This window comes from Bacillus nitratireducens, from assembly GCF_001884135.1.
Lineage (GTDB): Bacteria > Bacillota > Bacilli > Bacillales > Bacillaceae_G > Bacillus_A > Bacillus_A nitratireducens.
Genome location: NZ_MAOC01000084.1, coordinates 59,289 through 79,906 on the forward strand (window position 1 = coordinate 59,289; position 20,618 = coordinate 79,906).

General features: G+C 35.1%; 30 protein-coding genes and 1 pseudogene. 19 read left to right on the forward strand and 12 right to left on the reverse strand.

All coding sequences use genetic code 11. The annotated features are described in order from the left end of the window. The first annotated feature begins 614 nt into the window (after positions 1-614). Positions 615-809, forward strand: coding sequence for a hypothetical protein (locus BAU23_RS22395; protein WP_000910278.1), 195 nt, complete (start codon positions 615-617; stop codon positions 807-809). A 28-nt stretch (positions 810-837) separates the two neighbouring features. Here BAU23_RS22395 and BAU23_RS22400 read toward each other — a convergent pair whose 3' ends face one another. Then, the gene (locus BAU23_RS22400; RefSeq protein ID WP_000759798.1) at positions 838-1,155 is read right to left on the reverse strand and encodes a hypothetical protein; all 318 of its coding nucleotides are present in this window, start codon (positions 1,153-1,155) and stop codon (positions 838-840) included. A gap of 166 nt (positions 1,156-1,321) precedes the next feature. Between BAU23_RS22400 and BAU23_RS22405 the strand changes: the two genes are divergently transcribed. Continuing rightward, on the forward strand, positions 1,322-2,527 hold the full coding sequence (locus tag BAU23_RS22405) for an argininosuccinate synthase (RefSeq protein WP_000412335.1): 1,206 nt from the start codon (positions 1,322-1,324) through the stop codon (positions 2,525-2,527). Next, positions 2,524-3,912, forward strand: a complete 1,389-nt coding sequence (argH, locus tag BAU23_RS22410; RefSeq protein ID WP_016130328.1) for an argininosuccinate lyase — start codon at positions 2,524-2,526, stop codon at positions 3,910-3,912. The genes BAU23_RS22405 and argH overlap by 4 nt, the downstream gene beginning before the upstream one ends. Before the next feature lie 57 nt (positions 3,913-3,969). Here argH and BAU23_RS22415 read toward each other — a convergent pair whose 3' ends face one another. Continuing rightward, on the reverse strand, positions 3,970-4,536 hold the full coding sequence (locus tag BAU23_RS22415; protein ID WP_001190355.1) for a DinB family protein: 567 nt from the start codon (positions 4,534-4,536) through the stop codon (positions 3,970-3,972). Between the two features lie 112 nt (positions 4,537-4,648). Beyond that, entirely contained in the window at positions 4,649-4,828 is a 180-nt protein-coding gene (locus BAU23_RS22420; RefSeq protein ID WP_000342972.1) for a hypothetical protein, read from the reverse strand. A 95-nt stretch (positions 4,829-4,923) separates the two neighbouring features. On the opposite strand from BAU23_RS22420, the gene BAU23_RS22425 reads away from it, so the two are divergent. Beyond that, positions 4,924-5,619, forward strand: coding sequence for a hypothetical protein (locus tag BAU23_RS22425; RefSeq protein WP_001252921.1), 696 nt, complete (start codon positions 4,924-4,926; stop codon positions 5,617-5,619). Between the two features lie 41 nt (positions 5,620-5,660). On the opposite strand, the gene BAU23_RS22430 is transcribed toward BAU23_RS22425, so the two are convergent. After that, positions 5,661-6,119 carry a universal stress protein gene (locus BAU23_RS22430; RefSeq protein ID WP_001066676.1) on the reverse strand — a complete coding sequence of 153 codons (459 nt, stop codon included), beginning with the start codon at positions 6,117-6,119 and terminating at the stop codon, positions 5,661-5,663. A 147-nt stretch (positions 6,120-6,266) separates the two neighbouring features. On the opposite strand from BAU23_RS22430, the gene BAU23_RS22435 reads away from it, so the two are divergent. Both BAU23_RS22435 and ald read left to right on the forward strand, forming a co-directional pair. Next, positions 6,267-7,058, forward strand: coding sequence for an SDR family oxidoreductase (locus BAU23_RS22435; RefSeq protein WP_002077498.1), 792 nt, complete (start codon positions 6,267-6,269; stop codon positions 7,056-7,058). A gap of 213 nt (positions 7,059-7,271) precedes the next feature. Next, positions 7,272-8,405 carry an alanine dehydrogenase gene (gene ald / locus BAU23_RS22440; protein ID WP_001219388.1) on the forward strand — a complete coding sequence of 378 codons (1,134 nt, stop codon included), beginning with the start codon at positions 7,272-7,274 and terminating at the stop codon, positions 8,403-8,405. Positions 8,406-8,456: 51 nt separating this feature from the next. Here the strand turns inward: ald and BAU23_RS29415 are convergent, their stop codons facing one another. Continuing rightward, positions 8,457-8,786: a hypothetical protein gene (locus tag BAU23_RS29415; protein WP_232296746.1), complete on the reverse strand. Its 330-nt coding sequence runs from the start codon at positions 8,784-8,786 to the stop codon at positions 8,457-8,459. A 92-nt stretch (positions 8,787-8,878) separates the two neighbouring features. After that, positions 8,879-9,142, reverse strand: a complete 264-nt coding sequence (locus BAU23_RS22450; protein WP_002077501.1) for a helix-turn-helix transcriptional regulator — start codon at positions 9,140-9,142, stop codon at positions 8,879-8,881. Between the two features lie 131 nt (positions 9,143-9,273). On the opposite strand from BAU23_RS22450, the gene BAU23_RS22455 reads away from it, so the two are divergent. The 6 genes and pseudogenes from BAU23_RS22455 (at position 9,274) to BAU23_RS22480 (ending at position 11,910) form a co-directional block, all read left to right on the forward strand. After that, positions 9,274-9,702 carry a hypothetical protein gene (locus BAU23_RS22455; RefSeq protein ID WP_000534976.1) on the forward strand — a complete coding sequence of 143 codons (429 nt, stop codon included), beginning with the start codon at positions 9,274-9,276 and terminating at the stop codon, positions 9,700-9,702. 45 nt (positions 9,703-9,747) lie between these two features. Beyond that, positions 9,748-10,080: a cupin domain-containing protein gene (locus tag BAU23_RS22460; protein WP_000407075.1), complete on the forward strand. Its 333-nt coding sequence runs from the start codon at positions 9,748-9,750 to the stop codon at positions 10,078-10,080. Continuing rightward, positions 10,077-10,865, forward strand: a complete 789-nt coding sequence (locus BAU23_RS22465) for a GNAT family N-acetyltransferase (RefSeq protein ID WP_000736480.1) — start codon at positions 10,077-10,079, stop codon at positions 10,863-10,865. Before BAU23_RS22460 ends, BAU23_RS22465 begins: the two co-directional genes overlap by 4 nt. A 2-nt stretch (positions 10,866-10,867) precedes the next feature. Further along, the gene (locus BAU23_RS22470; RefSeq protein ID WP_001100238.1) at positions 10,868-11,212 is read left to right on the forward strand and encodes a DUF6176 family protein; all 345 of its coding nucleotides are present in this window, start codon (positions 10,868-10,870) and stop codon (positions 11,210-11,212) included. Positions 11,213-11,367: 155 nt separating this feature from the next. Then, positions 11,368-11,640: pseudogene (locus BAU23_RS30970) on the forward strand (anti sigma factor C-terminal domain-containing protein); the annotation flags it as partial. 63 nt (positions 11,641-11,703) lie between these two features. Next, on the forward strand, positions 11,704-11,910 hold the full coding sequence (locus tag BAU23_RS22480) for a hypothetical protein (protein ID WP_001248910.1): 207 nt from the start codon (positions 11,704-11,706) through the stop codon (positions 11,908-11,910). Between the two features lie 14 nt (positions 11,911-11,924). Here the strand turns inward: BAU23_RS22480 and BAU23_RS22485 are convergent, their stop codons facing one another. Then, positions 11,925-12,752: a DUF2785 domain-containing protein gene (locus BAU23_RS22485; protein ID WP_000941480.1), complete on the reverse strand. Its 828-nt coding sequence runs from the start codon at positions 12,750-12,752 to the stop codon at positions 11,925-11,927. 89 nt (positions 12,753-12,841) lie between these two features. On the opposite strand from BAU23_RS22485, the gene BAU23_RS22490 reads away from it, so the two are divergent. Both BAU23_RS22490 and BAU23_RS22495 read left to right on the forward strand, forming a co-directional pair. Next, positions 12,842-13,216, forward strand: coding sequence for a hypothetical protein (locus BAU23_RS22490; RefSeq protein ID WP_000816834.1), 375 nt, complete (start codon positions 12,842-12,844; stop codon positions 13,214-13,216). Positions 13,217-13,236: 20 nt separating this feature from the next. Further along, positions 13,237-13,620 carry a DUF3221 domain-containing protein gene (locus tag BAU23_RS22495; RefSeq protein WP_001081408.1) on the forward strand — a complete coding sequence of 128 codons (384 nt, stop codon included), beginning with the start codon at positions 13,237-13,239 and terminating at the stop codon, positions 13,618-13,620. Between the two features lie 20 nt (positions 13,621-13,640). Here the strand turns inward: BAU23_RS22495 and pepQ are convergent, their stop codons facing one another. After that, a complete protein-coding gene (gene pepQ / locus BAU23_RS22500; RefSeq protein ID WP_016079120.1) occupies positions 13,641-14,738 on the reverse strand; it encodes a Xaa-Pro dipeptidase in 1,098 nt (365 codons plus the stop codon). 149 nt (positions 14,739-14,887) lie between these two features. Between pepQ and BAU23_RS22505 the strand changes: the two genes are divergently transcribed. After that, complete coding sequence (locus BAU23_RS22505; protein WP_016130322.1) at positions 14,888-15,571, forward strand: metal-dependent hydrolase; 684 nt, start codon at positions 14,888-14,890, stop codon at positions 15,569-15,571. A gap of 39 nt (positions 15,572-15,610) precedes the next feature. On the opposite strand, the gene BAU23_RS30305 is transcribed toward BAU23_RS22505, so the two are convergent. Then, positions 15,611-15,772 carry a hypothetical protein gene (locus BAU23_RS30305; RefSeq protein WP_000984674.1) on the reverse strand — a complete coding sequence of 54 codons (162 nt, stop codon included), beginning with the start codon at positions 15,770-15,772 and terminating at the stop codon, positions 15,611-15,613. A gap of 244 nt (positions 15,773-16,016) precedes the next feature. On the opposite strand from BAU23_RS30305, the gene BAU23_RS22515 reads away from it, so the two are divergent. The 3 genes from BAU23_RS22515 to BAU23_RS22525 all read left to right on the forward strand — a co-directional run bounded on the left by BAU23_RS22515 (position 16,017) and on the right by BAU23_RS22525 (position 18,194). After that, positions 16,017-17,330 (forward strand): CBS domain-containing protein, encoded by a 1,314-nt coding sequence (locus BAU23_RS22515; RefSeq protein WP_000201570.1) that lies wholly within the window; start codon positions 16,017-16,019, stop codon positions 17,328-17,330. 155 nt (positions 17,331-17,485) lie between these two features. Further along, positions 17,486-17,809 carry a hypothetical protein gene (locus BAU23_RS22520; RefSeq protein WP_000907305.1) on the forward strand — a complete coding sequence of 108 codons (324 nt, stop codon included), beginning with the start codon at positions 17,486-17,488 and terminating at the stop codon, positions 17,807-17,809. Positions 17,810-17,930: 121 nt separating this feature from the next. Continuing rightward, the gene (locus tag BAU23_RS22525; RefSeq protein ID WP_000093645.1) at positions 17,931-18,194 is read left to right on the forward strand and encodes a DUF3949 domain-containing protein; all 264 of its coding nucleotides are present in this window, start codon (positions 17,931-17,933) and stop codon (positions 18,192-18,194) included. Between the two features lie 7 nt (positions 18,195-18,201). On the opposite strand, the gene BAU23_RS22530 is transcribed toward BAU23_RS22525, so the two are convergent. Beyond that, positions 18,202-18,507, reverse strand: a complete 306-nt coding sequence (locus tag BAU23_RS22530) for a YtpI family protein (protein WP_001144758.1) — start codon at positions 18,505-18,507, stop codon at positions 18,202-18,204. Between the two features lie 156 nt (positions 18,508-18,663). Here BAU23_RS22530 and BAU23_RS22535 point away from each other — a divergent pair, with 156 nt between their 5' ends. Next, the gene (locus BAU23_RS22535) at positions 18,664-19,596 is read left to right on the forward strand and encodes a DHH family phosphoesterase (protein ID WP_071735180.1); all 933 of its coding nucleotides are present in this window, start codon (positions 18,664-18,666) and stop codon (positions 19,594-19,596) included. A 99-nt stretch (positions 19,597-19,695) separates the two neighbouring features. On the opposite strand, the gene ytrI is transcribed toward BAU23_RS22535, so the two are convergent. Next, a complete protein-coding gene (gene ytrI, locus BAU23_RS22540; RefSeq protein WP_001265739.1) occupies positions 19,696-20,199 on the reverse strand; it encodes a sporulation membrane protein YtrI in 504 nt (167 codons plus the stop codon). Continuing rightward, entirely contained in the window at positions 20,196-20,609 is a 414-nt protein-coding gene (locus BAU23_RS22545) for a YtrH family sporulation protein (RefSeq protein ID WP_002034291.1), read from the reverse strand. Before BAU23_RS22545 ends, ytrI begins: the two co-directional genes overlap by 4 nt. Positions 20,610-20,618 lie beyond the last annotated feature (9 nt).

The window sequence follows — 20,618 nt, forward strand, 5'->3', positions numbered from 1 at the left end:
TGCTTAGCTAGTAACAATTAAGTCCTAAACAAAACGCTATGTGTAAGAAGAGTCTTTTTTTTGCCAAATTATCCTTCGGGCAATCATAATTTCCCCACTCTCGTATTTTTTTCGCTAGACTAAAGTATCTGAGCTGAAAAATACGCTACGTGTATGATTCGTCAATACGATGCCACATGCTCCTTCGAGCGATCATGATATCAAAATCCCTTCCTTCAAGATTTATATTATTATATCATACTTTCAAAAAATGTATGCGGATGGAAACCGACAATAAACGGAGGAAATCTACAAAAATTATTATGTTTAAATATTTTTGTAGAAAAGCCTAAGTTATTTTGCAGAATTGGACGGTTTTTAAAAGTTTGTCCAATAAGTAAGAAAGGAATGGCGTTTATTCAGTTGTATCTTTCTGGTCACCTTTATCTTTAAAAAACGTATCCCAGCTAATCACACTTAAAAAAGTTAAAGCGATAATAATGAAAGCTCGCATGAAGTTGAGACCTCCTTTTGTACATAGTATATGAATAATTTGTTTCGGAATGTGTCATTTTTTTACAAGTCTTACTTGTTATGAGATATATCAATATAGATAGATGAAAGGGAGAGAAGATATGCTAAAAGACATGTTTAAAAGAAAAGAATTAATATGCGTTTCATGTCAGAAAAAGATTCAATATGAAGAAGAGCTCGTTGCTTTTGTAAAGTTGCCAAAGGAAAGAAGTATATTAGTTGGACCGTTTGATGTGTGTTTGGCGAAAACAGCACAAGAAATATATTGTAAATCGTGTTACGACAAAAAAGCATGACCCAAAGTAATTGAGGGGCATGCTTTTTTCATTGGTGTGCTTTTCCCTCAGATACATTTTGAGTGAGTCGATACCAAAGCCAAAGGTCATTAATGATGGAAGCGAGATCGGCAATTTCTGAATTAAGTTTGCAAGAAATTTCGAAGTTTTCTTCGTTATTTAAATGATGCTGTTTTGAATTAATAGAGTGTTCGAGTTCTTTTATACGATCAGGAATCTTCCCGCGAACTTGCTCCCATTTTAATAAAATAGAATGCTGCGCTTGTTCAGAGATGTTTTCCCATTCGTCTTGTATGTTCGGCACTTCAATTCCTAGATGTTCATTGTATATAAAATACTTTTTCATAGACATCCCTCCATTTTCCTGCCTCTATTTTACATAAAAACAGAAAGAAGTTCGATGAAATTGTTTGAAAAAATTTGAAAATGACCCTTGATACATTTTGTAAAAGGTGTTAAAGTGTGAATTATTATAAAAGAAAATGAATATTTATTCTTTAGGGGGATGCAAAATGGAGAAGAAAAAAGTTGTGTTAGCATATTCTGGAGGTCTTGATACTTCCGTTGCAATTAAATGGTTACAAGAGAAGAATTATGATATTATCGCGCTTTGCTTAGATCTAGGGGAAGGTAAAGACTTAGCGTTTGTAAAAGAAAAAGCACTTTCAGTAGGTGCAATTAAATCGTATATGGTGGATGTTCAAGAAGAATTCGCGAATGAATATGCATTGATGGCGATGCAAGCACACACATTATACGAAGGGAAGTATCCTCTTGTCTCTGCATTATCTCGTCCGCTTATTGCGAAAAAGTTAGTGGAAATTGCAGAACAAGAAGGCGCAACTGCAGTTGCACATGGATGTACAGGGAAAGGGAATGACCAAGTTCGTTTTGAAGTTTCTATTCAAGCATTAAATCCTTACTTAGAAGTGATTGCACCTGTGCGTGAATGGAAATGGTCACGTGAAGAAGAAATTGCATATGCAAAAGAAAATGATGTACCAATTCCGATTAATTTAGATAGCCCATTTTCAATTGATCAAAACTTATGGGGACGCAGCAACGAATGTGGAATTTTAGAAGATCCATGGGCAGCGCCGCCAGAAGATGCATATGAGATGACATTGGCATTAGAAGATACACCGAATAAACCAGAATTTGTAGAAATCGGCTTTGAAGCAGGCGTACCAACGACCTTAAATGGCACTGCATATCCACTTTCAGAATTAATTAAAACGTTAAATGCGCTTGCTGGAAAACACGGCGTTGGACGTATCGATCACGTAGAAAATCGTCTTGTCGGTATTAAATCTCGTGAAGTATACGAATGCCCAGCAGCAATGACGTTAATTACAGCACATAAAGAGCTAGAAGATTTAACACACGTAAAAGAAGTAGCACATTTTAAACCGGTGATTGAGCAGAAAATAACAGAACTTATTTATAACGGTTTATGGTTCTCTCCTTTAAAACAAGCGCTCCATGCATTTTTACAAGAGACGCAAAAGAATGTAACAGGTACAGTGCGTGTGAAATTATTTAAAGGTCATGCGATTGTAGAAGGACGTAAATCTGAGTACTCTTTATACGACGAAAAGCTAGCAACATATACTGCCCAGGACGAATTTAATCATGATGCAGCAGTTGGATTCATTTCGTTATTTGGTTTACCGACGAAAGTATACAGCCAAGTGAATCAAAAGAAGGTGGAAGCGTGAGCAAACTTTGGGGCGGACGTTTTACAGAAGAGGCGGAGGCATGGGTTGAAGAGTTTGGAGCATCCATCTCCTTCGATCAACAATTAGTAAATCAAGATATAAATGGGAGTATTGCACACGTAACGATGCTAGCAAAGCAAGGCATCGTTACGAAAGAAGAAGCCGAGAAAATAAAGATAGGTCTTCAATATTTATTAGAAGAAGCGAAACAAAATAAATTGCATTTTTCAGTTGAAGCTGAAGACATTCATTTAAATATCGAAAAGATGTTAATTGAAAAAATCGGTGAAGTAGGAGGGAAACTTCATACTGGCCGAAGCCGTAATGATCAAGTAGCGACAGATATGCATTTATATTTAAAAGAAAAAGTAGAACATATTATAAAAGCTACAAAACAATTGCAAACCGTTCTTGTTCATCAAGCGGAAAATAACATTGAAACAATTATGCCTGGCTATACGCACTTGCAGCGTGCCCAGCCGATTTCATTTGCGCATCATATTCTTGCTTACTTTTGGATGTTAGAGCGCGATGTGAATCGTTATGAAGATTCGTTAAAGCGTATTAACATTTCACCATTAGGAGCAGGAGCACTAGCTGGTACAACATTCCCGATTGACCGAGAATATAGTGCGGAGCTTCTTGGATTTAATGGAATCTATGAAAATAGTTTAGATGCGGTAAGTGATCGTGATTTCATACTGGAGTTTTTAAGTAACTCATCTATGCTTATGATGCACTTATCACGCTTTTGCGAAGAACTTATTTTGTGGAGTAGTCAAGAGTTTCAATTTATTGAAATGAGCGATCAATACGCAACAGGAAGCAGTATTATGCCGCAGAAGAAAAATCCGGATATGGCGGAACTTATTCGTGGTAAAACGGGCAGAGTATACGGTAATTTATTCAGTTTACTTACAGTAATGAAAGGATTGCCGCTCGCTTACAATAAAGACTTACAAGAAGATAAAGAAGGAATGTTTGATACAGTGAAAACAGTAGAAGGATGCCTTCATATTATGGCAGGCATGATTGAAACGATGACTGTAAACAAAGAAAAAATGGGGCAAGCTGTGACGCAAGACTTTTCTAACGCAACAGAAATTGCCGACTATTTAGCAAGCAAGGGACTGCCGTTCCGTCAAGCACATGAAATTGTCGGGAAACTAGTTCTTCATTGTACGCAAAAAGGAATCTATTTATTAGATGTACCACTTGAAACGTATAAAGAAATGAGTCCGTTATTTGAAGAAGATTTATATGAAGTTCTTTCACCTTATGCAGCTGTAAAGCGCCGTAACAGTGCTGGTGGGACAGGGTTTAAGCAAATTGAAAAGGCTTTGGAGAAGGCGAAGGGGTTAGTTGGAGAGTTTGTTGGAAGTTAAATGATGCATGATATAGAAGGTAAGGTGCTTTTTTAGAAGTACCTTACCTTTTTGTGTTTAGATTTTTAGGTATGTATCTATCATTTCATAATTGTTTTTCATAATCATAAAGTGATGCATCTCATGTATCGCTAATAGCTGAATAGATTGAATAAGGTTAGGGTAGTGAGCAATTGGATCTAAAAATACGATATGACCTGCAATATTTTCTTCTATATTTTGAACTAGTTTCTTTATTTCATCTGTTTCACGTGAGAGTAATTCTTCTAATTCGTTTACATTCATAGAGTAATAGATTTTTTTTGAAGGGATTAAAATCCAAGGAGCTTTCATTCCTTTACCGTGTTTTTCTTTATATTCGGCATAAATGTCATGTATGTCAGTTGCAAATGGGGTGTTTTTTCTTAGCTTGGCATAAGGGATAAGAGTGAAAGAGAATTTAATCGCTACTTTTAGCATCTTTGCAATTAAATATAAATGATAAAAGTGCTCACCGATAGACCATTTTCCATCATCTTTCCTATACCATAGTTGTTCGTGTGAAAGGGAATGGAGATGAGGAAGGAACTCGTTCCTTTGTACATGTAATGTATGAAAATGTTTTGAGATATTTTCAGATTGCATATTTTGGTATCCTCCATTTTTCCTAATTATAACATTTTTCCTAATTATAACATTTTTCGTATGAATTTAATTAAGCCTAGAACAATATGTTCTAGGCTTAAGGTTTTATCGATTAATCATACTTATGCCGATCTTTCGTAATTCGAATATACTCAATATCCATCAAGTCTCTAAGTAATGCACCATTACTTAGTTCCACACCATGTTTCTCTTTAAAATGTGTGCGGATCGTATGTAACATTTCGATTTCTTTCCCATTCACATCTAAAATAATACGTTCATAATCATCCATGTAGCATCCTCCTTTTCTAAACACATATATTTTGTCCGTCTATTTCTAAAAAATGTATGTTAATGTAATGTTAGGAAATGAGAAAGGAATGGAAAATGAGGCGTATTTATTTTGTAGGGTTAATTTTGTACACGCTAATTGTATTACACGTTGCATTCCCGATCGTATTTTCATTTGAGAATGTAGACACAGTACACGTTGCGATATTTATCTTTACTTTATTTGTGATAGATTGCTGTATTTCGATATGGCTTTCGAAAAGAAAAAATGTACAAGATAAAACAGAAATAGAACGGAAAAAGAGAAAACGTTCATTTTGGATGACAACGTATTGTTTTTCTTTAGTGATTGCTGCTGCATTTTTTAGTGAGCATATTCCACTAGAAAGATTGGATATTGAATTTTGGGCAATCGTATTTGCATGTTATTTTTTTATGCATTTTCTTCCTTATATGAAAGAAAGGCGAGGAGAAGAGGAAGATCCTATTGAAGAAGAAGTGAGAGAACAAGAGAGTAAGAAAATAGAAGAAGACATAAAGAAACTTGGCGAACAAAAGTGGTATTTGAAATCAAAAATCATATATGTTCTTTGCTTTATCACGCCGCCAATCGGTTATTTGTATGTATTCTGCCTTCGTAAAAAAATGACAGAAGATGCAAAGCAAACGTACTTAACGGTTGCGACGATAATGATGGCATTATGGTCTTTGAAGTTCCTGCCGCCCTATGTGTTGGCAGTTACCGTTGTTGTCGTGGCTTGTCTTGTATTTATAGTGAAGTTTGTGAAATGAAAAACACCAAGCCTATGTGGACTTGGTGTTTTATTTATGAATTAAAGATCACCTTGCTCCTCATCACCACGAACAACAAGGACATCGCATTTCGCATAGCGAATAATATGTTCAGAGACGCTACCAATTAGGAAACGTTCTACAGCATTTAAACCAGTTGCACCACACATAATTAAATCCACTTTATGGTTTGGAGCGATTTCTTTTGAAATTTTAGATTTAGGATTACCAAATTCTAATACAGTTTCCACTTTTTCAAGACCAGCTTCAAGCGCAGTTTTTTTGTAGTCTTCTAATAAGTCTTCTGCAAATAGATTTGCACGTTCAGCAATTGCGCGGCTATAAGCCTCTACTGCTGAGTATGCTTTTACATCAACGATATGAGCAATTGTTAATGTTGCGTTGTTTCGTTTTGCAACTTGAATTGCTTTTTTAAAGGCTTTTTCTGCTTCTTTAGAACCGTCCACCGCGATTAAAATATTTGTATATGTATTATTCATAGTAAATTCCTCCCAATCATTTTTATTACCGTTTACAACTTTATTATAAAACAAATTTTGGTAATGTGCTTGTCGGAAACGTTACAGAATTTTGAAAACTTTGCTTTAATTCATTTTAGTTGTAATTGAAGCGAGAACTTGTTACATATGGAGTATAGCAATTTAAAAGGAGGCATGTTTGTGAGACACGCGCTCATTACAGCCGGTACGAAAGGTTTAGGAAAGCAAGTAACAGAAAAGTTATTGGCTAAAGGATATTCAGTAACAGTAACATATCATAGCGATACAAGTGCTATGGAAACAATGAAAGAAACATATAAAAATATGGAAGAACGTCTACAGTTCGTGCAAGCTGATGTCACGAAAAAGGAAGATTTACATAAAATAGTAGAAGAAGCGATGAGCCGTTTTGGCAAAGTTGACTTCTTAATTAATAATGCTGGTCCTTACGTATTTGAAAGGAAAAAATTAGTCGATTACGAAGAAGATGAATGGAATGAAATGATCCAGGGTAATTTAACAGCGGTGTTTCATTTATTAAAACTTGTCGTACCGATTATGAGAAACCAACAATTTGGCCGTATTATTAACTATGGATTTCAAGGGGCAGATAGCGCGCCTGGATGGATTTATCGTTCAGCCTTTGCAGCTGCGAAAGTCGGACTTGTTTCTTTAACGAAAACAGTCGCATACGAAGAAGCTGAATACGGTATTACTGCGAATATGGTATGTCCTGGTGATATAATTGGTGAAATGAAAGAGGCAACGATTGAAGAAGCACGAAATCTGAAAGGTAGTAACACACCAATTGGTAGATCTGGAACAGGTGAAGATATCGCAAGAACCATTTCGTTTTTATGTGAGGACGATTCTGATATGATTACGGGCACGATTATTGAAGTAACAGGTGCTGTTGATGTTATTCATAGACATCGATAGAATTAAATAAAGTGAAGTTTCAAATAATTGGACAGTTTATCCTTTATACTGAGAGGTACGGATAATACTGTCCTTTCATGTAAGATTAAATCTATCGGAAAACTTGTATTATTTTTTGTCAAATATTGAGATATTATGTTAGAATATAAGAGCGTAGAAAGCGCTTTAAAAAATGATTCAGGGGTCATTTCATAACTCAAGGGGGAACTAATAATGCGTATCGGTATTCCAACAGAAATTAAAAACAATGAAAACCGTGTGGCAATGACGCCAGCGGGAGCTGTACATTTAGTACAAAATGGTCATGAGGTTTTTGTTCAAAAAGGAGCAGGTATAGGATCAGGCTTTACAGATGAAGAATACGTACAAGCTGGTGCGAAACTTGTTGAAACTGCTGAAGAAGCATGGAATCAAGATATGGTTATGAAGGTAAAAGAGCCAGTTGCAAGTGAATACGGCTATTTCCGCGAAGGTTTAATTTTATTCACATACTTACACTTAGCTCCAGAACCAGAATTAACGAAAGCATTAATTGATAACAAAGTGGTATCAATTGCATACGAAACAGTACAATTAGACAATCGTTCTTTACCATTACTTGCACCAATGAGTGAAGTAGCTGGTCGTATGTCTGCACAAATCGGTGCACAATTCCTTGAGAAAAACAAAGGCGGTAAAGGTATCTTGCTTGCAGGCGTTCCAGGGGTGAAACGTGGCAAAGTAACAATTATCGGCGGTGGTCAAGCTGGTACAAACGCAGCGAAGATTGCAGTAGGTTTAGGTGCAGATGTAACAATCATCGACTTAAGTGCAGAACGTCTTCGTCAGTTAGATGACATTTTCGGAAACCAAGTAAAAACGTTAATGTCTAACCCGTATAACATTGCAGAAGCTGTAAAAGAATCTGATCTTGTAATCGGTGCAGTATTAATCCCAGGTGCAAAAGCGCCAAAACTTGTAACAGAAGAAATGATTCAATCAATGGAGCCAGGTTCTGTCGTTGTAGATATCGCGATTGACCAAGGTGGCATTTTCGAAACAACTGACCGTATTACAACTCATGACAACCCAACTTACGAAAAACATGGCGTTGTTCATTATGCAGTTGCAAATATGCCAGGTGCGGTTCCACGTACATCAACGCTTGCATTAACAAACGTAACAGTACCATATGCAGTACAAATTGCTAACAAAGGCTACAAAGATGCTTGCTTAGGCAATGCTGCATTATTAAAAGGTATTAACACATTAGATGGATATGTAACATTCGAAGCAGTTGCAGAAGCTCACGGCTTACAATACGCTGATGCAAAAGAGCTTCTTGAAAAAGCTCCTGCTTTATCATAATAGAAATAAAATAAAGACCTTTCCTCTGTAGGAAGGGTCTTTTTGTTTAAATTAATTATCTAATTTCTTCACAATTTTCAAGCCGAACATCATTGTGAAGAAAAGAATTCCAAACAAGTAATACAGGGCATACTCTACTCGTATCGTCGGATTTTCGTTGGTGATATATAAAACAAATAGTATCGCAGAGCCGATTAAATGAGAGAGACCGAAAATTTGGGCCATAAGCTTTAAACTCATTTTCTCAATTCGTTCATCCATCTCAGGTAATGGGTATTTCTCGGATTCTTTCTTTTTTTTCTTAAAGAATATTCGTTTCACTACAAATAGTACCAAGGCTAAGAGTATGTATACGCCAGCGAATAGAAGGACAGAACGAATCTATTCTCCATCACTACTATTGAAATAAAGAAAAGTCGTTCCTAACACTAAAATGGTAAGATTTGAAAAGAATTCTTGATTAAAAGTATTTTTCATTCTTTTTCCTCCCCAGTTTTATCTAATTGAAATAAATCTTCTACTTTACAGTTGAAAAACTCACATAATTTCAATGCTAATTCTAAACTTGGGTTGTATTTATTCTTCTCGATAGCGATGAGGGATTGTCTAGTGATTTGAACAGAGGAAGCTAATTGCTCTTGGGTGATGTCTCTAACGACGCGGAATTGTTTTACTTTATTTTGTATCAAATATACAAAGTCTCCTTTTTGTGAATTTGTTACATTTGCTATATCCATTTTTAGGGAACAAGTAAATAAAACTTTACAAAAAGTAAACAAAACTTCACGAGAAATATAGCTTGTTTTGATGTTATTTTTTATGATAATTTGGAATTAAATGAAAATTAAAAGTCAAAAGAGGAGATTTGATGGGGAGCAAAAATAGAAAGAAAAAGCAAGCTAGGAGACAGAAATACATAAAGAAAAAACAGGAACAGAACATACCAATTTCAAAAAAAGTAGTCATTATGATAGAAAAAACATTTCGGTATATTTGTATGGCTCTGTATGTAATTTTGTGTATGTATTCATTTGGGGTGTTTTACAGTTTTGGGATAACTCCCAATATTATTGAGAGTATTCTAGAATTTATACTTGTCGTAATAGAATTAGCCTTATTCGTTATACTCTTTGCTACAGTATGGCCTAGTTATGAAAGTAAGAGAGATAGGAAAAGAAAAAAGAGAAAAAATTCGTCACACGCTTCAAGTTCATCAAGTGGATTTGGTGATTACAGTAGTAACGATTGTAGTAGCTCAAGTGATAGTGGAGGAGATTGCGGAGGTGGTGGAGATTAAATTAGTTTTTTCAGAAGAACGACTAATGAAAGGGTGTGATGAAAGGTGGAAATTGTGAACTTAGTAGAATTAACAAAGGACATTCAAGATCAACATAAAAACTTCGTCGTTTCAAATGTGAATAATCATTGCTTACGAATCGCTGTATTTACTGGTGAATATGATTGGCACTATCATTCTAATTCGGATGAATTATTTATTGTGTTAGAGGGAGAATTACTTATCGATTTTCAAGATGGAGAAACGGCGGTTTTAAAGCCAAATGATTCGATTTTAATTCCAGCATGCAAGATTCATAGAACGAGAGCATTAAAGAGAACGGTAAATCTTTGTTTTGAAAATATAGAGGCTGATACGATTGTAGTGGAGCAACTATGAAAAAATTATCCATAGCCGAATATAGAAAAATTCTTCCGATTTTAGAAGGTAATACAAGAACGACGACTTTTGCTTATGCGGTATGTGATCAAATGATAGATGGTGATTTTTTTGTAAACGAGCAATTAACAGCAGGACTAATCATCACAGTAAACGGTATTTATTATTTGTTTGGTGATGCTCATGATTCAAGTTATAACGAAGCTGTATTTTCGTATATAAAAACGGCTATTGAAAAAACAGAGAAACGATTTACATTATTCACTTCTAGTGTAGAGTGGGAAATGATGATTGAAGAGCATTTTAGTAATACACTTCGGAAAATCCCACGAATGAAATTTCAAAGAGGGATTTTGGAAGATAGAAAACGATATGTAAATAAAAATACATATGAAGTTAAGCGTATTGATAGGGAAGATATAGAACGAAGCAATGAATTTACAGAGGACTATTACAAAGAGTATTGGGGATCAAAAGAAGCGTTTTTAAATGGTGGATTTGGTTTTTGTATAGAGCAAGATGGGGTGATTGTAGCCGAATGTGTTTCAATATTTAGTGGGAATGGATTTGCTGAAATTGATATTGCGACGCATAAAGCATATCAAGGGAAAGGATTAGCCCAAGCAGTTGCAACACGGTTCATGGAACATTGCATGCAAAATGATATTACACCGTGCTGGGATTGTTATGTAGACAATATTCCTTCGCGAAAATTAGCTAGTAAATTAAGTTTTCATAACCCGATAGAATATAGTTTATTTGTACGTAAGAGAACGGGGGAATAAAAATGAATGTGGAGTTAACGAGATTTAACGTGAAACAAGGTAAAAGTCATCGTGTAGATGAATGGATGCAGCTTCTTAATGACAATATGAAAGAAGTGCTTTTGACACTAAACGACGAAAAGATGTACGTTGAGACAATTTTCCGGGAAATAAGAGACGGAGAAGAGTACTTATATTGGTATTCTGTGCAAGGGGAAGGTGGGGCTCTTGTCGAAAATTCTCATCATGAAATTGATAAAAAGCACTTAGCGTTTTGGTATGAGTGTATTGATGAAGAAGCGCCGGCTATTGATATGAAAACAGAAGTCGTTATGATTCAAGATGTTGTGAAAGAAGCGATGAAATAATAGAATAGTATTTTTGTGAGAAGTGCATCAAAATGGATGTGCTTTTTATTATGAAAAAATTTTCAGAAAGGCTGTATACATTTTGTGCTCTCAAACGTTGAGTATATAGAAAGGAGAGCTAGATGAGTCATGATACGTTTGAATCATTATTAATAGAGAAATCAAAAGCTGTGTTTGGATTTCAGGGGAGTTATGCTGATAGAAAGGCGAGTACGAGTTGATTGGTTCTATGAAATCTTTAAGTGAAAATAAAGGGGGGATATCAAGAATATTTTAGGACAAACTATGATGAGATGAAAAACTTCGAATCAAAAGACCTACCAATATATGGTGTATTTGTAACAGGCAAAACAGAGGATTTACAAAGTTTACAAGGAGCACCATATATTAAGGCTGCTGTTAGAGGTGTAACAGTTGAGAAATATTGATTACAAGTAATTAATGTGAATAATCAGAAAATTTATGTTATAATATGGGAAAAGGAGGTTTATATGAGGCAAATACATGGAGCAATTTATATTTACATAACAATGTTTTTCGTAGGCGCATCTTATGGTTTAGGGCATGTGTATTCGCATCCTGTATTAACCTTTTTGAGTGGAGCATGTATGGTGATTGCGTTTCTTGTCCACCTTTTCTCAGTTTGGATCGTGAAATTTCAAATAAATATTAGTGAAATAGAAGAAGGCACTTTTTAAGGTGCCTTCTTTTTTTAATAATATTTGGGAAGCTCTTGCAATAATTTTTCAATTTCGCATTCGGTTTCTTTACATATAGAAAGTGTGCGTAGTCTGAAAAATAAGCTGCGTAAGAAAGATTTTATATTTCCGTATAGGTACTCGTACGATTCGATATGTAATGTTTGTTTTTGGACGGGTAATTGAGCTACTAAATCATGAAGGGCTAATATGAGTACCTCTTCCTTTAGACCATTTTGTAGCATTGCGACAATCGGATAAATGAGACGCTCGTCTTCTTCATATTTGTAATAGATGGAATGGACACAAACTTTGTTTAATAAAGTTTGTAATATTTCTTCGTAATATAAAGTTTCCAGTTTAGGACTACGAACGAGCGCCTCAAATGTATCAGAAGCGTGAGCGATACTATGTGCCCAGCCGTGGTCTTGAACATATCCACGGAAATCATGTTCATTGTTCATATATAGAATTAATTGATCTTTTACAGTTAAAATATCAGTCTGTGATAAGAAATTATATTTTGTATCAGCATCAATAATGAGCGCAAGTAATAATGTTGTAAATGCACGGGTAAATACAGCATCTTTGTCGTCTGAATGAATGTTATACAATAAATATTTTTCACTAATGCTTTCTAATAATAATTTCTGTAAGTGTGTGTGTGAAATGTAGTCCTTTTTGATGAGATGGTAAAAAGTAGAGTAAATAAGTTTGTCTCTTAAATAGCTATCAGTAACACCGATGTGCTCAAGCATATTTGAACTTAAAGAATCAATGTTAATTGTGTTATCCATTATGTAATTATTATTACGAATTTCTTCTAACTGTTGTTGTAACATATAAACCTCCTATTTTAGAAAATTCTGTATTTTAATAGTATAATAAGAGGAAGAAATAGACAATAAATGCTTTTGAATGGAGGGGCATGATGAAGAGAGCATTAGTCTTTTTTATTACTATTTTCTTTTTAGGGAGTTGTTCAATTTGGTATGTTACTTTTTCTAGCGAGAGCAAAAGTTGGACGGGACAATATAAGGGCTATATTAAGGATGACAGTGAAGATGGAATGTTTACATTTCAGTATAAGGGCGGAGATGGAAATACAGAATTTAAAAATTTAGAGATTGCTATTAATGAAGCGTTTCGTACAATGACACAAACGTCAGAAAGTCATAAAGGGGCAAGGATTGAAATGAAATCATCTTGTGTAAGTTGTGCGCCTCTATCTAAAGATGAACCGATAGAGGTTGTGATTAAATGGGATGATAAGTATGAAGAGAAGATGGTTTTAAAGCGGAAATAGCGAAGAGCAAGGGATTAAAAATGAATAGAAATATGAAAATTTCTATTCATATATTTTTAAGTGTACTTCTAATCATATTATCAGCGTGTACTACGAAAACAGTAGAGCAAGTAGGAGTAAAAGAAGAACCTAAAGAAGGGTATGTAATATTGAGAAATGGCACAATATTTTTTGAAAGTGATAAAACTTTTAAAACAAAAGTAGAGTTGCAAAATTATATGGAACAACAAATGAATAAAGAGCATCCATCACATACAGTCTTGAGTTTTAAGAATAAAGACGCATATAATCAATTAAAAACAGGGGATAAAATAAAAGTATGGTCTTCTCAAATATTAGAAAGCTATCCAGCAAAAATGATTATAGAGAAGTTTGAAATAGTAGAGAAGATAGAAAAAAGGTAGCGATCACGCTACCTTTTTTATTATTTCACAAATTGTAATTCTTTCGGGAACTTCGTTAAAATTTCTGATCCGTCTTTTGTGATATAAATATCATCTTCAATACGAACGCCACCTACGTTTGGTACGTAAATACCTGGCTCGATTGTGAAGACCATACCCTCTTTTAATGGAGACTCGTTACCAGCTTTTACATCTGGATATTCGTGTACGCTAATTCCAAGTCCGTGACCAAGGCGGTGTGGGAAGAAGTCGCCGTAACCTGCATCTGCGATAACAGAGCGAGCAGCGTTGTCGATTGCGCCAAGTGTAACACCTGGTTTACATGCTTCAACTGCTTGTAGTTGTCCAGCAAGTACAGTGTTATAAATGCGAGTTTGTTCTTCAGAAATGTCACCGAATGCTACTGTACGTGTAATGTCAGAGCAATAACCTTCAATGATTACGCCTAAATCAAATAGTACGAAATCGCCGCGTTTCATTTTGTTGGCACCTGGAATACCGTGTGGAAGAGCAGAGTTTGCACCTGCTAATACCATCGTATCGAATGACATTTTATGGATGCCTTTTGTTTTTAATTCATGCTCAATAATTGCTAATACTTCTAGCTCGCTGCGATTTTCTTTAATTGCATTTACACCCACTTCAACAGCATAGTCTGCCATTTTAGCTGCTTCGCGTAAAATAGAAAGTTCTTTTTCGTCTTTAATTAAGCGAAGCTCGCGAACTTTCTCTTCAGCTGATTTGAAAGCTGCATTTGGGAATAATTTTGTTAATTCTTCGTAACGTTCTACGTTTAAATGTTCTTTTTCAATTGCAACTGCATTTGCATTGATGCCGCGGTCTTTAATTGCTTTTGCAATCATATCCCATGGTCTGTCAGTATCAGTAAATCCGATAATTTCATGTGCCCAGCCAGCGTTACGTGCTTGGCCTTCTTCCATTTTAGGACAAATTAAAATAGGTTCTTTTTCTTGGAACACAAACATACCAAGTAGTCTTTCATGTGGTTCACAATGGAAGTTCGTCATGTAGAAAACGTTTGGTGTAGAAGTTAAGAACGCAGCTTCTACGTTTTTTTCTTTTAGCCATTGCATTAAATTTTCTAATCTAGCATTCATCGATTGGCACCCCCGAGATATTTAATTACAAATATAACTTTACATCGGACGAAAGCGTTATGACAAGTAAATAGATGTGAGAAAAGACAGGGAATTAAGAAATCATGTAGAATAAAAAGTGTGAATGTGAATAGGGGAGGAATGTAATGATGAAAGTATCTTATCACGGGCATTCAGTTGTAAAGATTGAAACGAATGGAAAAGTTATTTTAATTGATCCATTTTTAACGGGAAATCCGAAAACAGATTTAAAGGCTGAAGATGTAAAAGTTGATGCGATTCTTTTATCGCATGGACATGGTGATCATGTCGGAGATACAGTAGAGCTTGCGAAGAAAAATAATGCAGTTGTTGTGGCACCATTTGAACTAGCGACATTTTTAAGTTGGCAAGGTGTAAATACACATCCGATGCATATTGGTGGTTCGCATGAATTTGACTTCGGCAAAGTGAAGTTTACACAAGCATTCCACGGTTCTAGTTATATTGATGAAGAAAATAAGACGATTACATATACAGGTATGCCAGCGGGTATTTTGTTTACATCGGACGAAAAAACTGTGTACCATGCAGGAGATACCGCTCTATTCTCTGATATGAAATTAATTGGGGAACTGAATAACATTGATGTAGCATTTTTACCAATTGGCGATAATTTCACAATGGGACCAGAAGACGCTGCTTTAGCTGCAAAATGGATTGGTGCGAAAACAGTTGTACCAATGCATTACAATACGTTCCCAGTTATCGAACAAGATCCATATCAATTTGTAGAAAAACTACAAAATTGTACAGGGAAAGTATTAAAAGCTGGAGAAAGTATTACATTATAAAAAAGAAACCCTTCATTTGAAAAGACAAGTGAAGGGTTTTTACGTGTTCAGTATAGCTTTGAAAGCTTGTGGTTGTTTTGGTGATTCTTTTCTTTTTGGAAGTGGCTGTTCAGGTGTTTCATTCAATTCCATCGCAACTTTTTTTCCATCCACGAAAGCTAAAAATACAGCACCTATAACCTCTAAAAATTTTCTCATCATTTATCCGCTCCTTTGTTTCATTTCTTGTCTTAATTGTATATTGAAGCGTCTGGACAAACTATCGAACGAGATGACAATACCATTACATTGTTGTAATAGAACGACGGGTGTAATGTAAGGAGTATTTTGTTATAAAAAAAATGGTACAGGTATATAAAGAGAGAGTGTAACAGTTTTGAAAATATAGTATACTGAAAATACAACACATGAAGAATTTAGGGAAAAGAAAGTATGGTGAAACCATTTGGCTACCAAGCATAATCAAATTTTAGAACATATTAATAGCCTGCCAGTAGGGCATAAAATTTCTGTGAGGCAAATTGCAAAAGATTTAGGTGTAAGTGAAGGGACAGCTTACCGTGCAATTAAAGATGCAGAAAATAAAGGGTATGTTAGTACAATTGAACGTGTCGGAACAATTCGAATTGAACAAAAGAAGAAAGAAAATATCGAAAAGCTGACATATGCAGAAGTCGTTAACATTGTCGATGGTCAAGTACTTGGGGGCAGAGAAGGACTACATAAAACATTAAATAAATTCGTAATCGGAGCTATGAAATTAGAAGCGATGATGCGCTATACAGAAGCAGGGAACTTACTGATTATCGGTAACCGTACGAACGCGCATCAATTAGCGTTAGAAGCTGGAGCTGCAGTGTTAATTACGGGCGGATTTGATACGGAAGATCATGTGAAGAAATTAGCAGACGAATTAAAGCTTCCAATTATCTCGAGTAGTTATGATACATTTACGGTCGCAACGTTAATTAACCGTGCAATTTATGATCAACTTATTAAGAAAGAAATTGTACTCGTTGAAGATATTTTAACGCCAATTGAAGAAACGTTATATTTAAAGCCAAATGATACAGTACAGCAATGGCATGCCTATAATGAAGAAACGATGCATGGACGTTATCCAATTGTTGATGAAAATAAAAAGGTGTTAGGTATCGTAACTTCAAAAGATATGATTGGTGTCGTAAAAGAAACACCAATTGATAAAGTGATGACAAAGCATCCGATTACGGTAAATGGAAAAATGTCTGTTGCAGCTGCGGCACGTATGATGGTATGGGAAGGTATTGAGTTACTTCCTGTTGTGGAAGAAGGGAATAAATTGCAAGGGATCATTAGTCGCCAAGATGTACTTCAGGCGCTGCAAATGATTCAGCGCCAACCACAAGTTGGCGAAACAATTGATGACATTGTAACAAATCAATTTATGACACCGAAAGAAGCGAAAAATGAGCATCTGTATCAATTTTCAGTGACGCCACAAATGACGAATTCAATCGGAACGTTATCTTACGGTGTATTCGCAACAATTGTGACGGAAGCGACAAACCGTGTTATTCGTGCGCAGAAGAAGAGCGATTTAATTGTTGAGAACTTAACAATTTATTTCGTAAAGCCGGTTCAAATTGATAATGTTGTATCGGTTCATCCGAAAGTATTAGAAATTGGCCGTAAATTTGGTAAGGTTGATGTGGAAGTGCATCATGAAGGTAATGTTGTCGGGAAAGCATTACTTATGGTGCAGTTAATCGATAAATAAAAAGATGGAACAAATCGTTTTGATTTGTTCCATCTTTTTTTGTTGAAAGGATAGAATCAAAAAAGAAAATAAATTGCGTATTATTTCATATTCATAGTAGAAATACTCGGGAATTTGAAAGTGGAGGAAATGTCGTAGTGATAAGGAGGTGTTGAATGGCTGGGATAATTTTCTTTTTAGTTGTCGTATGTATCATAATTGTTCATGTGTTAACACATAGAAGAATGAATGGTATTAAAAAGAAGTTGTATTTTGTAAGTTTGATTCTCGCAAGTATTGGTTCCTTTATTCCTATATCAGGAGAAAATGAGCCTGATTTCCTTTATTTTGGTGTACCAGCTGAAACGTTTGTTTATTATGGTGGTTGGGAAGTCTGGTTTAATCCATTAGGGTTTTTCTTTAACTTTATTTTGTTTTATTGGGTGTTGAAGCTGCTGCTAAAGATATGGGAGGGTTTTAGCTGGAAGACAAAGAAGTAGCAGGATATATATGTGGAGAAGTAATTATACGGTTAAAAATCAGAATATTAATTCAACTTGATTTTATACTATGTTATAATTGTATTGTAAGATAATGGATTTTCGGAAGGTGGTATACCATATGTCATCAGAATTACTCCTTTTTGGTGGTATCGCACTATTTTACTTTCTTGTAATGATACCGATTCAATATTTATATTTACAAGGACTGCATGAAAAAAAGAAACGAACAGGATTATCACAGCGAGAACTATATGAAAAGATGTCCTTTGAAGAAGAGCAATTACATTTTCATGTGCAAGGTAACCTCTTTAATATACCATCCGCGTTTGTTGCATATATGATTTTGAAAGTTAAGGGACGTAAAAAAGCATCACAATATTGATGCTTTTTTACGTTGTTTTATAAGATTCGGCTTCTTTGACTGCCAATGGTAGAAAGTGTTTATATTGGCGGAATCCATTAAATGTACTCGCGCTGCCAAATAAAATAAATAAAGCACCAACAATAATGCGGGCAGTTGAAAGTTCTAAAAAGAATTGGTTTATCCCGAAAAATAGGACGAATAAGCCGAGTGCCATTGCGGATTTTCCGGAGAGCCACCCTTTCTCCATCGGACGGTTTGTACGAAAGAATTTTGTTTTATAGAAAAGATACAACATAAATGAGACGATAATACAAAAGACTAATACTGGCATAATGCACACTCCCATCGCTTCTTATAAAATGGTAAAGAAAAAGAAATATCTAAACTTTCTAATTTTTATTATAAAGCAATTGTTCGCATGTATGAAATATTTTCCGTTATAATGGGGGATAAAGTGAAGAAGTTGAATAAAAAGGAGATTATACATATGCATGAGCAAATTTTAGGAGCAATTAAAGAGTTTGATACGATTATTATTCATCGTCATGTACGTCCAGATCCAGATGCATTAGGTTCTCAGTGCGGTCTTGGTACAATTCTACAAGAATCGTTTCCAGAGAAAAATATTTATATGGTTGGGTACAATGAACCGTCTTTATCATTTTTACGAGTAATGGATGATATTGAAGATAGTGTATATGAAAATGCACTTGTTATCGTTTGTGATACTGCGAACCAAGAGCGTGTTGACGATCAACGCTATACAAAAGGAAAGATGTTAATTAAAATTGATCATCATCCGAATGAAGATCCATACGGAGATATTACGTGGGTGGATACGACAGCTAGTTCTACAAGTGAAATGATTTATGAGTTTTACAGTTATGGAAAAGATAAAGGATTAAAGATAACAACAGAAGCAGCTCGCCTTATTTTAGCGGGTATTGTCGGTGATACAGGTCGTTTCTTATTCCCGAATACAACAGCAAAAACACTTCGTTACGTAAGTGAGCTCGTTGACATGGGTGTTAAATTCACAGATTTATACAATGAAATGTATAAGACGAAAGAAAAAATTGCTCGTTTAAACGGTTATATTGTACAAAACTTTACGATGGTAGAAGAAGGTGCAGCGTATATTAAATTAACGAAAGAGGTACTAGAAGAGTTTGATGTACTTCCTTCTGAAGCATCTGGTGTTGTCGGAGCGCTTGGTAATATTGACGGATTAAAGGCGTGGGTTCTATTTTTAGAGGAAGGCGATGTGATTCGTGTTCGTCTTCGTTCAAAAGGACCAGTTATTAATAAATTAGCAATGCAATATAATGGTGGAGGACATCCGATGGCTTCGGGTGCAAAAGCATCTTCTTGGGAAGAAGCGGATCGTCTTTTTGCTGATTTACGTGAGCTGTGTAGATAAAAAGTGTATGTCGAACGAAAGAGAAGGAGGGGCACTGAAGCCCTCCTTTTTTGTTTTTAAATCTAAATATCATTAAATGGAGATTTGAGGAGGTATTTTTTATTTTTCTTTCTCAATAACAATACTAATTTCTAGTACGGTATCAAAAGAGACTGTGTCTACTTTAAAGCGATATATACGATCGTAATGTTTGTACGTTTTATTTTCGATCACTTTTTTGAGTAGGTCTTTATTTTTTGCGATGCTTTGAATGTTTTTCGTTAAAAGATGCTGGAGATCATTATGGATAGAAGTAGTCATGTTTTCGAGTGTAAGGTTGTCTAAATCATATTTTTCACGATTTATAATTTTTATTTTAATTTCTTGAATTGTTAAGAGCCGCTTATTTTCTGTATTCAATTTCTCTTGATCTTCGAGAAGGACGTGGAGTTTTGCTTCTTGCTTTTCTATAATTTCTCTTTGTTCTGCTATTTCACTAGCTTGTTCCTGCTGAAAAACACCATATATGTACAAAAAAATAAACCAGCTCAAAACGCCTCCAACAGCAGCACCTGCTAAAACTAAGTACCATCTTTTGGCTGTATTGGCACTTGGTACTCTCATACATGTTCCTGCGTTAGCCATTTAATAATAATAAGACCAGTTTGCATACCACCAGTTGCAAAAAAAATAAGGAGAATTTGTTTTACGATATCTTTCATATCTCCGCCAAAGAAGCTTCTTTCAAAGCTATAAAAGGTATCGAACGTTCCGCCTATCGCTGCAACGAGTGCCCAGATTCTTAAATTTTGAGCAAATTGATTAATATAAGTTAGAGCTGGTTTTCCAATGAGAAATGCACCAAATCCGCCAATTAATGAACCACCAAGTATAACTCCAAAGGCAATAAAGTAACTAATAATAAGCAGAGAGAAAAAAGTATGTTCTCTTACATCCATCGTCATTCCCCTTTCTTCTTCATATATATGGACAAAGTATGAGAAGTATGTTTTGATTTCCGCTTTCCTCATCACCTATAATAA